Annotated in this window: 11 protein-coding genes; 6 read left to right on the forward strand and 5 right to left on the reverse strand. The window is 70.2% G+C overall.

Annotated elements, in window-relative coordinates; all coding sequences use genetic code 11:
* Positions 1 to 8 precede the first annotated feature (8 nt).
* Positions 9 to 2,042 (reverse strand): thioredoxin domain-containing protein, encoded by a 2,034-nt coding sequence (locus ABN028_RS09700; RefSeq protein WP_349696361.1) that lies wholly within the window; start codon positions 2,040 to 2,042, stop codon positions 9 to 11.
* Between the two features lie 391 nt (positions 2,043 to 2,433).
* Here ABN028_RS09700 and ABN028_RS09705 point away from each other — a divergent pair, with 391 nt between their 5' ends.
* Positions 2,434 to 3,708, forward strand: coding sequence for a DNA methyltransferase (locus ABN028_RS09705; RefSeq protein WP_349696362.1), 1,275 nt, complete (start codon positions 2,434 to 2,436; stop codon positions 3,706 to 3,708).
* Positions 3,705 to 4,670 carry a hypothetical protein gene (locus tag ABN028_RS09710; protein ID WP_349331925.1) on the forward strand — a complete coding sequence of 322 codons (966 nt, stop codon included), beginning with the start codon at positions 3,705 to 3,707 and terminating at the stop codon, positions 4,668 to 4,670. Before ABN028_RS09705 ends, ABN028_RS09710 begins: the two co-directional genes overlap by 4 nt.
* A gap of 8 nt (positions 4,671 to 4,678) precedes the next feature.
* Here ABN028_RS09710 and ABN028_RS09715 read toward each other — a convergent pair whose 3' ends face one another.
* Entirely contained in the window at positions 4,679 to 5,734 is a 1,056-nt protein-coding gene (locus ABN028_RS09715) for a DUF2157 domain-containing protein (RefSeq protein ID WP_349696363.1), read from the reverse strand.
* Between the two features lie 11 nt (positions 5,735 to 5,745).
* Positions 5,746 to 7,008 carry a phosphotransferase gene (locus ABN028_RS09720; protein WP_349696364.1) on the reverse strand — a complete coding sequence of 421 codons (1,263 nt, stop codon included), beginning with the start codon at positions 7,006 to 7,008 and terminating at the stop codon, positions 5,746 to 5,748.
* 73 nt (positions 7,009 to 7,081) lie between these two features.
* On the opposite strand from ABN028_RS09720, the gene ABN028_RS09725 reads away from it, so the two are divergent.
* The 3 genes from ABN028_RS09725 (at position 7,082) to ABN028_RS09735 (ending at position 8,555) form a co-directional block, all read left to right on the forward strand.
* On the forward strand, positions 7,082 to 7,360 hold the full coding sequence (locus tag ABN028_RS09725; protein WP_349331922.1) for a type II toxin-antitoxin system Phd/YefM family antitoxin: 279 nt from the start codon (positions 7,082 to 7,084) through the stop codon (positions 7,358 to 7,360).
* A complete protein-coding gene (locus ABN028_RS09730; protein WP_349331921.1) occupies positions 7,357 to 7,752 on the forward strand; it encodes a type II toxin-antitoxin system VapC family toxin in 396 nt (131 codons plus the stop codon). Before ABN028_RS09725 ends, ABN028_RS09730 begins: the two co-directional genes overlap by 4 nt.
* A 113-nt stretch (positions 7,753 to 7,865) precedes the next feature.
* Positions 7,866 to 8,555, forward strand: coding sequence for a class I SAM-dependent methyltransferase (locus tag ABN028_RS09735; protein ID WP_349331920.1), 690 nt, complete (start codon positions 7,866 to 7,868; stop codon positions 8,553 to 8,555).
* A gap of 472 nt (positions 8,556 to 9,027) precedes the next feature.
* Here ABN028_RS09735 and rhmD read toward each other — a convergent pair whose 3' ends face one another.
* Positions 9,028 to 10,221, reverse strand: coding sequence for an L-rhamnonate dehydratase (gene rhmD, locus ABN028_RS09740; protein ID WP_349696365.1), 1,194 nt, complete (start codon positions 10,219 to 10,221; stop codon positions 9,028 to 9,030).
* Between the two features lie 7 nt (positions 10,222 to 10,228).
* Entirely contained in the window at positions 10,229 to 14,458 is a 4,230-nt protein-coding gene (locus ABN028_RS09745; protein ID WP_349696366.1) for a hypothetical protein, read from the reverse strand.
* Positions 14,459 to 14,646: 188 nt separating this feature from the next.
* Between ABN028_RS09745 and ABN028_RS09750 the strand changes: the two genes are divergently transcribed.
* The gene (locus ABN028_RS09750; protein WP_349696479.1) at positions 14,647 to 15,441 is read left to right on the forward strand and encodes an IclR family transcriptional regulator; all 795 of its coding nucleotides are present in this window, start codon (positions 14,647 to 14,649) and stop codon (positions 15,439 to 15,441) included.
* Positions 15,442 to 15,449 lie beyond the last annotated feature (8 nt).

Genomic DNA, 15,449 nt, shown 5'->3' on the forward strand with positions numbered 1-15,449 from the left:
ACAAGGACTCACTGAATGTTACGTACGCCGATCCTCGCACCAAGCTCGCGGGGGTCTGTCACCGGGCGCTCGCAGACGAAGTTCCGGCAGATGTACGCAGCGGATCGACCGTCGACCAGGCCACGGCCGGCAAGCAGGGGAACCCGCCCATCGCCGCCGGAGGACGATGCGCCTGCCGTCGACGGCGTACCCACCGCGACGACGGCGCCAGGGCTGGGCGAGAACAGCGCCGTCCGGCGGAGGGCCGACCGGTCGGGGTCGTCGGGTCCGACGACCGCGACCTCCACCGGTCCGGCCGCCAGCGCCTCGGCGACCGCAAGGCCCCAACCCGCGGCGCGGGGGGCGCGATCCGCCAATGCACCGGCGATGCCGAGTGCCGGCTCCACGGCTTCGCGGTGGCGTGACGAACCGGTCAGGGCGGCGTACGTGAGCAGCGCACCCGCCGCCGCTGAACGACCGGACGGCGTAGCGCCGTCGGTGGGGTCGCGGGGACGGCGGACCAGGCGTTCGGCATCGTCGGCGGTGTCGAAGAAGCCACCCTCGCCGTCGGAGAACCGGGTGAGTACGACGTGGAGCAACTCCCCCGCGCGTTTCAGCCAGACCTGATGACCCGTCACCGTGAAGAGGGCCAGATAGCCCTCTGCGACATCGGCATAGTCCTCGAGCACGCCGGGACTCGTGCCCGCCACGCCGTCGCGGGAGGTACGCACCAGGCGGGCGGCAGCGTCGGTGTGCAGGTGTACGAGAAGGTCCGCTGCGGCCAGTGCGGCCTCGACATAGGACGACTCCTCGAGCAGCGCACCCGCCTCGGCCAGCGCGGCGATGGCGAGACCGTTCCAGGCGGCGACCACCTTGTCGTCACGGCCGGGCGGGACCCGATGCGCGCGCGCCGCGAAGAGGCGCGCCCTGCTGTCGGCGAAGGCCGCCGGATCGGGCGGATCGACGGGTAGCTGCAGGGTCGAGGCGCCGTGTTCGAACGTCCCCTCTTCCGTCACGCCGAACAGCTCCGCCGCGGCGGCACCGTCGGCGTCGCCGAGGACGGCTCGCAGCTCTGCCGGCGTCCATGCGTAGAACTTGCCCTCCACGCCCTCGCTGTCGGCGTCGAGGGCGGAGGCGAACCCGCCTTCGGGAGTACGCAGGTCGCGGAGCAGGAAGTCGGCGGTCTCCCGTACCACCCGCTCGGCGAGCGGAGCGCCCGTCTGCCGCCACCAGTGCAGGTAGACGCGGAGCAACAGGGCGTTGTCGTACAACATCTTCTCGAAGTGCGGGACCACCCACGCCTGGTCGACGCTGTAGCGGGCGAAGCCGCCGCCGAGTTGGTCGTACATGCCGCCCCGGGCCATGTGGTCGCCGGTCTGCTCGACCATGGCGAGTGCCTGCGCGGATCCCGTGCGGGCCGCGTGGCGGAGCAGGAACTCCAGCACCATCGACGGCGGGAACTTCGGCGCACCACCGAAACCGGCGTGCACCGGGTCGAAATCCTTCGCGAGCGACTCGACCGCGGCGTCCAGGGCAGCGTGGTCGGGTGCGTCACCGGCGGGGATCTGTGGACTGTCGAGATGGGCGACGATCTCGCCGGCAGCCTGGGTCACCTCGTCGCGGCGTTGGTCCCAGGTCCGGGCCACGGCCTCCAGCACCTGGGCGAACGCCGGCATGCCGTGCCGTGGCTGCGGGGGAAAGTACGTACCGCAGTAGAAAGGTTCGGCCGCCGGCGTGAGGAAGCAGGTCATCGGCCAGCCGCCCTGGCCGGTCATCGCCTGCGTCGCCTCCATGTAGACGGAGTCGACGTCAGGGCGTTCCTCGCGGTCGACCTTGATGTTGACGAAGTTGTCGTTCATGTAGGCGGCGGTGCCTTCGTCCTCGAACGACTCGTGGGCCATGACGTGGCACCAGTGGCAGGCCGCGTAGCCGACGGACAGCAGGACCGGGACCTCGCGGCGGCGGGCCTCGGCGAACGCCTCGTCGGACCACGGCCACCAGTCGACCGGGTTGTCGGCGTGCTGCCGGAGGTAGGGGCTGGTCGCTGCAGTAAGTCGGTTCATCACTTCCACCGTAGTCCAGCGTGACTGCACCGCGGCCAGTCCAACAGCGACCGCGCGACGCCTCGCCTCCCGCGCACGGCTGACCTTGCGGGGCGGTTCAGGGCGGAAATGACCACGCTGAGCATGGCTGCAGCATCCGTAACGGGTGTCGGCACCTGGTGGGGGACCACATGCATGCTCAGCGTGGTCATTTGCGCCCTGAACCGCCGGTCTGGTCTCCCCGGGTCCGGTCTCGCCCAGGTTGTCTCGCCCGGGTTGTCTCGGCAGGTTGTCTCGGCAGGTTGTCTCGGCGGCGAGGCGGCAGGCGGCGAGGCGGCAGGCGACGGGGAGGCAGGCGACGGGGCGGCGAGCCGGTGCGGCTCTGTCGGCGGGCGGGGCTAGCCTGCGGTGCGTGGGTGGTGAGGGGAAGGCGCGCGGGCGACGGCCGGGCGCTCCGGCGTACGAGCTGTGTCACGGCGACGTCAGCAAGGCTTACCGCCGCTGGCCGACGCCGGTGACGATCATCAGCGACGGCGCCTATGGCGTCCGCGGATTTCACGGCGACACGACCGGCACCGCCGACCTGGTGGAGTGGTACCGCCCGCACGTCGAGGCCTGGTCCGCAGCCGCGCACCCGGCCACGACACTGTGGTTCTGGAACACCGAGGTGGGCTGGGCGACCGTGCATCCACTGCTGGTGGAGCACGGGTGGGACTACGTGCAGACCATCACCTGGGACAAGGGCATCGCGCACGTCGCGGGCAACGTCAACGGCAAGACGATCCGCCGGTTTCCGGTGGTGTCGGAGGTCTGCGTCCTCTACCAACGCCGATTCACGATCGACACGCCCGACGGCCCGCTCCCGGTGCAGCAGTGGCTGCGTCACGAGTGGGTGCGCAGCGGCCTGCCGCTCTATCGCGCCAACGAGGCGTGCGGCGTCCGCAATGCGGCGACCAGGAAGTACCTCACGCAGGACTGGCTGTGGTATTGGCCGCCCGGGGAGATGCTGGAGAAACTCGCGACGTACGCGAACGAGCGGGGCCAACAGACTGGTTGGCCCTACTTCAGCCTCGACGGTCGGGGCGTCGTCACAGCCAAGGAGTGGGACGGCCTGCGCCACCGGTGGAACCACCAGCACGGGATCACCAATGTCTGGCACCGGGGACCGTTGCACGACGACGAACGACTCAAGGGCACCCTTCGCCGCGCTGCACCGCGGGTCTACCGGCCGACCGCCGGCAGTTCGGCGCACCTGAACCAGAAGCCGCTGGAGTTCATGGAACGTTTGGTCAAAGCCGTGACGGTGCCCGGTGACGTGGTGTGGGAACCGTTCGGCGGGTTGGCGTCGGGCTCGGTCGCGGCGGTCGCGTTGGGCCGGCGTGCCTACGTCGCCGAACTCGACAAGGAGTTCACCAAGCTCGCCCGCGAACGCCTGCGGTCGGCGCGAGCGGCGGCCAATCCGGCGGCGGAGGAGGCTGCCGTCCCCTCCGACCGTCCCGACCTTGCCGTGGCGGGAGAAAGCGCGACGGGCGCGCCGGCGACATCGGACCTCGTGAACGTGGCAGCAGGCGGCCGCGGGGCGGCGGGCGAGAATGCCGGCGGGAATGCCGGGGGGCAGGGCGGAAACCCGGCCCGTAGCACGGACGCGGGACCACGCGGCACGGGTGGCGAGGCGGAGGCGACGTGACCGCCAGCACTGACGGACTCTTCGACGCGTCGCCGGCCGCGCCCTTCGGACCGCCCACACCAGCGGAGCCCGCCCTCGACCCCGACGACCCGCGCACCACACTCCAGCAGCGGCTGCGCGTCGTGCTGGCCGGCCTTGCGGCGTACTTCGAGTTCCACAATCACATCGCCGGCGTCAACGCGACCGACCTGCACAGTCTCAACACCTTGCTGGGTACGTCGATCGAGGGCCAGGTGGTCGCCGCACTCAACCAGCAGCGAGCACTGTGGGATCCCGACGACGCGTGGCTGGGTTACACGTTCGAACGCCAGTCACAACGGTTTCCCGACGTACGCCTGCTGCGCAAAGGATCGGCGGGCGGCCCGGACATCGCGCTCGGCATCGAGCTCAAGGGCTGGTTCCTGCTGGCCAAGGAGGGCGAGCCGAGTTTCCGGTTCACCACGACGCCGGCCGCCTGCGCCGACCACGACCTACTGGTGGTCGTGCCGTGGTACCTCGACAACGTCCTGTCGGGGTCGCCGGTGGCCGCCGAACCCTATGTCGTGTCGGCCCGGTGGGCGGCCGAGTACCGCAACCACTACTGGCAGTACGCCCGAGATGCCGCCAAGGGCGCTGACCGCAGCATCCGCGCACCGGCCGACGCCCGCCCCTACCCCGGCAAGGATGAGCAGATCGCCGACCAGCCGGCGTACGACGGAGGAAAGAACTTCGGCCGGGTCGCGCGGGTGCGCGGTCTGATGGACGAGTTCATCCAGGCCTCGCACGAGCTGGAGGTGCTGGGCATCCGGATCCTCGACTGGTACCGATTCCTGCGCCTGCACAGCGACCAGGCCGATCCGGACGCCGTGTCGGTGCAACTGGAGCGGGAGCTACGGCGAAACGTCAGCAGCCGGTCCGCCGACGACGCCGCTCGCGCCCTCGCCGCGGCCCGCCAGCTCGGCAACCTCCTCGGCCCGAGCTGAGGCGGCGGTCACGAGGACTCGCCAGGATCGGCCGGCGGCCGCGACGACAGCCGTCCCCGCCTGCGTAGCGTCGCGACGGCGCCCACGATCAACGCCACGCCGATGAGCAGCAGGACGACACCCACGAGCAGGGCGTTGTCGAACATCACGCCCAGCGCGGTCGGCGGGATGACGAGTGCACCGGCCGCCCCGAACACCGCGTACCACCAGCGGCGGCTGGTCCAGAACATCGCGAACATCGCCGCGATGCCCACCAGACCCAGCAGCAGGCCCACCCAGGCGTAGTCGTTCTCGATGCTGGCGAGCTCGGCACCGATCAGGCCGATGGCGCCGCCGAGGACTCCGGCGACGTCGCGTTCGGCGAGGATCCGGCCGAGGCCGATCCACAAGGCGCCGTACACCATCAACACGATGCCGGTCAGCACGAGCGCCGACCACGACTGCGGACGCATGTCGATCAGCGCGATGGCGATCAGCAGGCCACCACCGAACGCCGCGCAGACGAGCGGCGCCCTGCCCCACATGACGTAGCTGGCGGCCGCCACGATGACCATGGCGACACCGGGAAGGACCAACGCTCTGAACCCGTCCACGTCGATGGCGACACCGACGGTGAACGCCGCACCGCCGGAGCCCAGCGCACCGAGCGTGGCGGCGAGCGTGTCGCGCTGTCGGTTGCCGGAGTCGGCCGATCCGGGTTCGCCTCGCCCGGTAGGCCACATCGTCGTACGCACCAGCCCGCCGACCGCCATGGCCGCCACGAGGAGGAGGACGGTGGCGCCGCCGCAGATCGCCAGCTTGCCGCCGCGGTTCAGGTCGCTCCAGGCCAACCCGACGATGAGAATCAGGGCACCGATGACCAGCGCGCCGCCGAGGTAGGACAGCACCTCGACCACGCGCTCCCGGCGTTCCGGCGCGACGTCGCGAGGCTGCGCGGGGGCGACGCCCGAACGGCGCAGAACGTCACCGACCCGCCGCGCCTGATCCTCCGACAACGTGCCCTCGCGCACCAGCCCGGCCAGGGCGTTGCGCATCGGGTCTGTGTCCCGGTGATCGGTTGACATCCGTGTGCTCCCTACTGGGCGTGCCGCAGCGGATGCTGCCGGCGGTCCTCGCATTCGCGCAGGCCGCGTCGAGGCGCCTGTCGGGCAGCTTGGCAGCTCCACACACCTACCGGCAACGGCTGCAGGGGTAGCGGGCCGGACGGCTGGAGGGACGGCTGGACATTGCGGTCAAGCCCGTCAGGCGCCTCCGTGACCAGGAACTCCGCCACGGCCACCCAGGCCCGCGCGCCCTCCTCGATCGGCCGCCCGTTCAGTGTCGTACGCCCCTGCTGGAACGCCGACAGAACGGCCGGAACGAGCCAGCCGTACTTCGCCGTCGCCCCGGCCGCTATCGCCCTGCGTACGTCATCAACCGGACGTACGCAGCCACCGTCGGCGAGCCCGGCCGCGTAGCCGTCGACCAGGTTCTCGAACAGCTCCGGTAGCAGTGTTGGCTCCAGCCGGAAGTCGGCGACCGTGTCGACGAGCAGGGTTCCGGCATCCTCACCGAGGGCGCCGACGCCGGCGAACGCCCAGTCGATGACGACGGTGTCGCCGTCGACGTCGAAGAGGTTGCCTGGGTGAAAGTCCAACTGACACAGGGTTCTGGGGTAGTTGTCGAGGACCGACCGGAAGCGGTGCCGGTCGGCCCAGAGCTGCCGGAAGGCCCCGGCCCGACCGGCGGGCACGACCGCCTCGACGCCTGGGTGGGACCAGGCGCGCGGGTCATCCAGGATCTCGCAGTGGGCGGACCGGCGTTCGACGTAGACCCGTAGCCAGTCGCGGCTGAGCCACCGCTCGACGAGTGCCGGGGCGTCGGCAAGGCGGCCCTGCATCCGGCCGAGATCCCTTGCCGCACGGCGATAGCGGTCGAGTGACCAGTGGGAGGCGGGCAGGCCGGCGACGTCCTCCATCCAGATCGCCGTGGTGCCATCGGCCCGGTCCACGATGCCGTGACAGGCGGGCGCCCGGAGCCCGTCACGGAGGCCCGCGAGCAGGTCGCTCCCGAACGCCTCCGCCTCCCGCCGCCAGTAGAACGGGTGGTCCGGATCTGAGTGCGAGCGCCACGTCGTGCCGGCGCCGCCGGCATGCCGGATGACCTTGCACACGAGGGACCAGTCACGCTCTGGACCGTGGACGCACCAGATGCCGACCGTCGCGAGATCGGCGATCGTCGGCCGAGCAAGGAGCTCGACCTGGACTTCGCCGCACCCGTCGGTCGTACGCCCGAGCGCCGGTGCCATCACCGCCACCTCGGCCGCCGTCACGCCGCAGTCCTCACCGTCGTCCTGCACGACGACACCCCTACCTTCCCCGATCCCCCGAACGGACGACCACTGTAGCACCAGAGGTGCTACAGTGGTTCGCATGGAACGCATCGGAGTCCGGGAGCTGCGCCAGCACGCCAGTCGCTACCTCGACAAGGTGAAGGCCGGAGAGACCGTGGAGGTCACCGAGCGCGGCCAACTAGTCGCGCTTCTCGTGCCCCCGCCCGCCGAGATCACCGCGCGCGAACGCCTGATCGCCGAGGGGCGGTTGATCCCCGCCTCCCGGCCATTCCACCTGCCCAGCCGACGCCCGGCACGTGCGGGGGAGCCCACAGCCGAGGAGATGCTCGACGACATGCGCGAGGAACGGCTGCCGTGATCTACCTCGACTCCTCGGCACTCATCAAACTCGTGCATGGTGAGGCGGAGAGTCCAGCCCTTGAGGAGTGGATCGTCGCGCACCACGGACCTCGCCACGTCACCTCGGAGCTGGCCCGCCTCGAAGTGATCCGAGCATGCCGACGCCACTTCGCAGATGCCCTCCCCCATACGCGCGCGCACCTTGGAAGTCTGGATGTGGTGGCACTCACCGCCGACATCATCGAGGACGCCGCCGAGATGGGAGACCCTTGGCTGCGAAGCCTCGACGCCATCCACCTGGCCAGTGCGCTGGCAATCCGCGAGGAGCTGACCGGGTTCGTCACCTATGACCGGAGACTGTTCGATGCAGCGAAGGCGGAGGGACTCGACCCGGTGCGCCCCGGCGCCTGACCTGGCGGCGCGGATTCATTCCTACGTTCGGACAATGCAGTTGCGCGGACAACCCGCCAGGGGGTGCCCTGGACCGCTGGCCGGACCCGACACGCGGGAGAGAGGAACTTGCCGTGAGCACGATCTACGAACGGCGTCCTGACGACTTCGAACGTCATGCCGCGAACGGCGCCTACAACGCCCTGCTCGACCGGCCGGCGGTGTTGGCGCTGCTGGGCGACGTCGCCGGCCAGCGGGTTCTCGACGCCGGCTGTGGTCCCGGCCTCTACGCAGACGAGCTTCTCGCCCGCGGCGCGTCCGTCGTCGGCTTCGACCAGAGTGCGGGCATGGTCGAACTCGCCCAGAGCCGGCTCGGTGACCGGGCGGAACTGCTTCGTGTCCATGACCTCTCCCAGCCGCTCGACTGGCTGGCGGACCAGACGTTCGACGCCGTGGTCCTCGCACTCGTCATCCACCACCTGGACGACCGGCGGGCGGTGCTGCGGGAGCTGTTCCGAGTCCTGCGCCCGGGCGGGCGACTGGTGCTCTCCACTGCCCACCCGATGGAGGACTGGCTGAATCACGGCGGCAGCTACTTCGACGTCGAACTGGTGGAAGAGGTCTGGAAGGACGACTGGGACATGCGGTACTGGCGGCAACCGCTCACTGCCACCTGTGCTGAAGCGACGGACGCCGGCTTCCTCATCGAACGCCTCGTGGAACCCCAGCCATCGGAGGAGCTTCGCCGCCGCTTTCCCGAGGTTCATGCGAAGCTCGCCCTGCGCCCGGCCTTCGTGATGCTCCGCCTTCTCCGCCCCCGTTGACGATGGCAAGGTTGCGTGGCGAGGAGTTTCGATCAACCGAGCTGTCGGCGACGGCCTTCGTCCGTGGCCTGTCACACAGGTGGATTCCCACCCGTCCAGGCGTGGGAATCCACCTTCATCGGTGCGGTTGGCTGGATCAGCAGCAGTGGCGACCGCTGTCGGCGAGACTTGCCGGCGCGCTCGCAACCTGGGCGACGAACAGAGACGCAATCACACACAACAGTGCGACACATGCCTTACGCAGTCGCATTCTCGGTGCTCCTCCTCACGTCCCTTCGACTTCTGGTCCGGAGTCGTCGGGACACAGCTCAGAAGATCCACTGACGCCTTCACCGTGAAGAGGGGACGACAGCACGTCAAGATCACCCAGGTTCCAGTGCACGCAAGCGCTGATCGGCTTCCCTGTACGTCCCATCCGCCCGGGGTGGGCGGCTTCAGGTCCCGGTGAGGTGACCTTAGAATTTCCCTGCTGTCAAAGGGCGCTCGGCTCGTGCGTGTAGGGGCGGTGGAGGTGGGCATCGGGGTTCAGGCGTACCCCGAAGCCAGGGGTCTCCGGCAGCCGCAACCGGCCACCCGCCGGCACCGGCTCGTCGAGCAGCAGCGGGTGGAACATCGGCACAACCTCCGCCGCCTCGGGATGCATCATCAGGAACTCCGAGAACGGACTGTTCTGCCGCGTGATCACGAAGTGGTACGAATACACGCTCGAGCCATGCGGGATCACAGGTACGGCGCGGGCGTCGGCAAGTGCCGCGATCTTGATCAGCTCGGTGATTCCCCCGCACCAGTTGACGTCCGGCTGGATGACGTCGGCACAACCCATCTCCAGCAGCAGCCGGAATCCGTACCTCGTCCACTCGTGCTCACCGGTCGTCACCCACATGCCGGTCGGCATGCGGCGGCGCAGCTCGGCGTAGCCCCAGTAGTCGTCGGGCGGCAGCGCCTCTTCGATCCATTTCAGCCCGAGGTCGGCGCACCCGTGGGCCAGCCGGGTGGCGTAGTCGAGGTCGAGCGACATCCAGCAGTCCCAGGCGAGGAAGAAATCATCGCTCACCCGTTCACGCATCGACCGCAGCCTGTCAAGGTTGGCTTGCATGCCGGCCGGACCTTCGGCCGGTCCGTGCTGAAGGGGCAGCTTGCCGCCGATGAAGCCCAGCTTCTCCGCGAGGTCGGGCCGCGCGCCAGTCGCGTAGAACACCAACTCGTCGCGCACCGGCCCGCCCAGCAGTGCATACACCGGTTCGCCACGGAGCTTGCCGAGCAGGTCGTAGAGCGCGAGGTCGACCGCGCTGATGCAGTTGACCACGATTCCCTTGCGGCCATAGAAGAGCGTCGAGGCATACATCTGGTCCCAGATCTTCTCGATCGACGTCGCGGGCCCGCCCTCGACGAAGCGCGCGAGGTGTTTCTCGACGATGTACGCACCCGGCTCCCCCGCCGTCGTGGTGGCGAACCCCACGGTGCCGTCATCCGCCTCGACCTCGACGACCAGCGTGCCGAGGACGTTGAGACCGAACGCCTGCCGGCTCTCGCGGTACTCCGGATATCGGGACATCGGCGTCGCCACGTGGTCGTCGATCCAGTGCTTGGTGGTCTGGTCGTGGTAGTCGGCGCCGCCGCCCCGCACGACGTACGCCCGGACTTCCCGGATCCTCGGCAGTGCCATGGACGTCTCAGCTCCCCTCTGGCTGTGCGGCTGTCCCTGGTGTGGCCGTCCTCGGTCTGGCGGCCGGCTGCATCGCCGTAGGCTGTGCGGCGCGCAGTGTTACCGGACCGAGCAGGCCCGACAACCGCTGCCCGGGAAAGACTCCCATCGTCGGCGAGCAGTCGTCGAGGTACGGCGCGAGGGTGTTGTAGACCGTCACCTCGACCTCGTTAGCGCCGTTGCGCAGGAGTCCGGAGAGGTCGAACCGGTACGGCGACCAGATACGCACACCGGCGGGTTGGCCGTTGACGACCACCTCGGCGGTGCCACGCACGGCTCCGAGGTCGAGCACCGCCGATCCCGGAACACCGTCAAGGTGGACTTGACGTCGGTAGCGGACGCCGCCGGAGTACGAACCCAGCCCGGCGTCGGCCCATGGCCCGGCCGACAGTGGCCCATCCCCGCACTCGAACTCCACCGGACCGTCCCACAGCGCCCCGCCGGAGCGTCCGTCGATCGGCTCGATGCGTACGGCGAGAGCCCGGCCCTCCACGTCAGGCCCCGGCAACGCCACCCGGCCTTGTGTCACAGGGATCTCCACCCCGTCAAGCCAGGCTTGCACCCGCGCAGACGCGACCGGCATGGTCGCCGACGTCGCACCGGGCGGTACGACGAGCCGGAACCACTCGGCCGGCTTGGGTGCCCCCGGACGCGCCTCGGGCACGAGGTCGAGCACGCTGCCGTCCGCGACCGCGGGTTCGAGCCAGCTCGCGCGCGGCAGCGGATGTGGCCTGGGGCGCAGCCACGCGAACCGCGGATCGTAGGGCTGCAAGCGTCGCAAGGCCGTTCCGACCGGCAGGCCGTCCCGCGTGAAGGTCCACGACGAGGCATCGGTGACGAACGTCGATGTCGTAGCGTCGGCGAACTCGATCACCGCGTCGGCGAAGACCGCCAGCGGCCGGCCGATGTCGGTGAAGTGGACCTCGATCGGGTTGTCGCCGGGCACCAGATGCTCCGTCACGTCGTACGGCAGCACGCGGTCCTGCCCGCCGTACGGCTCGAACGCCCCCTGCGTCGCGATCTCCTTACCCGCAAGGACAAGTCGTGCCGGACCCTCGGTGCCCAGCTGCAACACGGCCCGCTGAAGGCGAGTCGCCGGGAGGGTGAGGACTCCGCGCGCCACGAGCTCGGTCCCGCGGACGGTTCCGTCCTCCGGCACCAGCCAGGCCGGGCGGGCGAAGGCATCCGGATCCGTCGTGAGTGCCCAGTAGCCGCGCAGGTCGCACTTGACGTCGGCCGTGACACGGACCTCCAGCAGGTTGTTGCCGGCCCGTGCGCGTACCTGGTCGAGGCGGAGGAAGCCACCGGGGTCAGGCCCGAGCGGTTCGCCGTTCCACCAGACGTCCTTGGCGCCATTGGCTTCCACCGCGAGCGTCACCGTGCCGGACCGCTCCACCGGCAGGCTGGTCCGGAAGGCCACCACCTGACCCGCCTTCACCCCGGCGACATGCCAGAAGTCGTCAGGCACCCGTGCCTTCGGGCCCAGCATCATGGCCTGGAAGGGATCCTTCTCGATGCCGCGGGAGAGGGAGTAGCGGACAGGTGTCCAACCCGAACCGTCGAACGGCGCGTCGAGCGGGCCGTCATGACCCGCCGGCAGTGGCGGCGGCACGGCGTCGGTGGCGAGCGGCGCGGTCCGCCAGGCGAACGTACCCTGCCCGACGAGCACGTCGGACCATCCGCTGTCATCGAGGTCGGGCCGCGCCCAGTCATCAGCGGCAAGGGTGGAGGCGGATGCGAGCGTGGAGGGGGATGCAGCGGCGGCCGCGAGCGGAGGCGTGCCCGCGGCCGGTGGTTCCGGCTGGTGGCGCAGACGCCACTGCTGAAGGGGGAACGGATCGCTGCTCGCCGGCAGCGCCAGGTCGCCGTAGCGGTTGTCGAGCGTGCGGACGAGCGACGCCGACCACGCACCACCCAGCGGTACCTCCGCCAGCTCGGAAGCGGCGCCGCCTGCCGCCGACCTTCCGCCCGCGCACGCGTCGCCGGCCACCACTGTGTCCTCTGGTACGCGCCGCCACACCAGGACCGCGGCCGGCGCCTCGTCGAACCGCACCGTGACCTCGACCGCGCCGTCGCCGAGGCGCCGCGCGTCGGCGGGCCGGCTCGTGCCCGACACCGGATCCCACTGCTCGATGTCGTCCGCCGCCGGGTCCAGGCGTAGGACCACCGCGTCGCGTCGCCGGTCAGAGTCGAAGTCGTAGCCCTTCCTCCACAGTCCGCGGATCCAGTCGCGGCCGCCCGAGAACCGGGTCGCCCACCCGGTCGGCTCCGCCGGGACGAGCAGGATCTCGAGCTCGCCCACCCGGCGGCGCAGCGTCGGCCCGTCGAGCGCGACTGGTCGCTCGAGCCGGTTGAGGGCCGCCGGCAGAGCCTCCGGCGATGCCACCTGGACCACGGCGCCCGTGGCCAGACCCGTGGCCAACATGATCCGCAGCCGGCGTACCGCCTCTTCACCGTCGTCGGTGTCGGCGTGCTCAGGCGGATCGCCGACGACCACCAGCAGTCCACCGTCCGCGCAGAAGTCGGCGAGCACCTTCGCGGTCGCGCTCTCCAGGAACCGGCACGACGGCAGGACGACGGCGCGGTACGACGCAGCCCGCGTGTGGAGTGCACGGTCCGCGACCCGCGCCCCCGCAACGGTGTCGTCGTCGAGCACGACGAAGTCCCGGTCGTCGCGGTGCAGAACCCCACGCGCCGGGTCGTGCCACACCATCCGTCCCACGATCGCGTTGTAGGTCTCCTGCGCCCTCGTGGCGTCCGGCAGCACACCAGCCACCAGCGTCGCGGACTGCACGGTCGCGGACGGGTACAGCACCCCGACGTCACAGACGTGCTCACCCCGGGTCAGCAGCCAGCACAGCCGGCTCACCGTGTCGGCGAAGTGCTTGTAGTGCCGCCAGTACGGCTGACGCCAGCAGGTGCTCGGCGGCGCCCACTCCCACCACCCGCCGCGCGTGGAGTAGTAGACGGCGTGCGGGTTGTAGAGGTTCGCGCCGGCGAGCAGCCACGGCACCAGCCAGTCGAACGTCTCCTCCAGCGTCCCGCCCCAGCCGCTGGAGTGGAACGACTCGATCCACGTGCGCGGCCGGCCGTAGTGCTGGGCCAGCGAGCTGTGGATCTTCGCCTCGCCGTGGTGGTCACTGCCGGGCGCACTGAACCACCGGTGCGTACGCATGTAGTCGGCGTACTGCCGGGTGCTGCCGAGCGGCTCCCCCGCCCGCGCCGGGCTCTGCTGGTCGACGCCGACGGTCAGGCCGTGGCGTTCGTGCCAGGCGTGCAGAGGTTGGAAGAACGCCTCCTCGGCGAGGGTCGCCCGGACCCGCTGGTAGTCGGCCCTCACCCGGGCCGGGTCGAGGCCCCCAGGAAGGGAAGGAACGGCCTCCCAAAGGGCGGCGATCGTGTCCTCGATGCGGTAGCCGCGACGCCTGCCGAACTCGTCGGCGTACGCCGGACCCCAACTCGGCAGGGTCGGGAGCTCGTCCTGGAAGGACCCCACGATGACGGTCCCGAGGTAAGGGCCGAGCCGGCGTTCGAACGCCCCGTGCACGATGTCGAGCAGCGCCGCGCAGGCGTCGGCGGAGGTGTAGTCGAACCCCTGGCGCAGGGCGTACGCCAGCATGACGCGGTGCCGACCGGGTTCGGCGCCGTCCCAGCGGACGCGGCCGTCGACCACTTCCAGCGGGATCGGCGGTCCCGAAACGGTGCCCGCGGCCTCGGGGCCGTCAGCGGAGAGGGGAAGTGCGCAGGCCGAGATCGGCGAACCGGCAGCCGGGCAGACCAGCTCGACCGGGCCGTCGACGTCCTGCACCACCCGTTCGAGCGACGCACCGGCGTACTCCGGGTGCGCGGTGACGAGCCGACCCTGCAGGTTGGCGCCGGAGAAGCCGATCTGGTCGTAGAACCACAGCAGGACGCCGCGCTTCCCCGCGTACTCACACAGGCCCTCCCACAGCGCCCACCACTCCTCGCTCAGCAGGGGTGGGTCGTCGGCGAGCGAGCCGTACGTCGGGCCGGTGGGTGCGAGGTTGAGGACCACCATGTTGTGGACGCCCGCCTCGACCAACTGGTCGAGCTGCCAGCGGAGCCGGTCGAGCTCGACGCGTTCGCCACTCCACCACCAGATCGGTGCCGGCGAGAACGCGGCCTGGGGAGCAGCGAAGCCTTCGAAGAGTTCGCGGTGACCTGATCGATGCGGCACGACTTCACCTCGATCAATCTGTCTCCTCGACGAAACACACTGGCCCTCACGCCCTTTGTCGGCGTAGGTTATGCGCAGTTTCAGCTTGCTGAACAGGTGTTCACATACCCGAATCGCCATCGCAGGAGCTGCCAGGGCGGCCACGACGGAGCCCCGGAGCTCGACCAGGGAGCACCGCCGTGAACGACATGACCAAGGGCGCGGTGAAGTCGGCCGAACGAACGCTTGCGATCCTCGAACTGATGACCCGGCACGAACAGCCGCTGACCTTCACCGAGATCGCCCAGGCGCTGCGGTATCCGCGGTCGAGCCTCCACGGCCTGCTCCGGACCCTCGTCGAACGCGGGTGGGCGGACTTCGATGCGGACCAGCGGGCGTACACGCTCGGCATCCGTACGCTCGAGGCCGGCAACGCCTACACCCGCGCGCTCGGCCTGGTCGAGCGGGCCGTGCCGCTGATGGAGAAGATCCGTGACGGCATCGACGAGACGGTGCAGTTGGCGGTGCTCGACGGGCTTCACAACGTCTACGTCGCCAAGGTCGACGGGCGGCAAACCCTGACGCTCGCGTCGGAGGTCGGCCGGCGGCTGCCCGCCTACGCCACGGGCGTCGGCAAGGTGTTGCTGGCCGGACTCGGCCAGGAGGAGCTCGACGCGAGGCTGGCCGGCACGCCGCTCCAACCCATCACCTCCCACACCATCACCGACAAGGCGCTGCTGCGTGAGCACCTGCAGCACGTGCGGCGGCGGGGGTTCTGCATCGACAACGAGGAGTACACGATGGGCATCCGGTGCGTCGCCGTGCCGATCTTCGACTACAGCAGGCGGGTCGTGGCCGCAATGAGCGTGTCGGTGCCGGCGATCCGGTTCACCCCCGCGCATCGCGAGCGCGCCCACATGCTGCTGAGCGGTGCGGCCCAACGGATGTCCGAGGCGCTCGGCTACCAGCCGGCTCGCGCCGTGGACGTTCGCGGCGCGCAGTGACCGCGATC

The organism is Actinopolymorpha sp. B17G11, assembly GCF_040196095.1.
Classification (GTDB): domain Bacteria; phylum Actinomycetota; class Actinomycetes; order Propionibacteriales; family Actinopolymorphaceae; genus Thermasporomyces.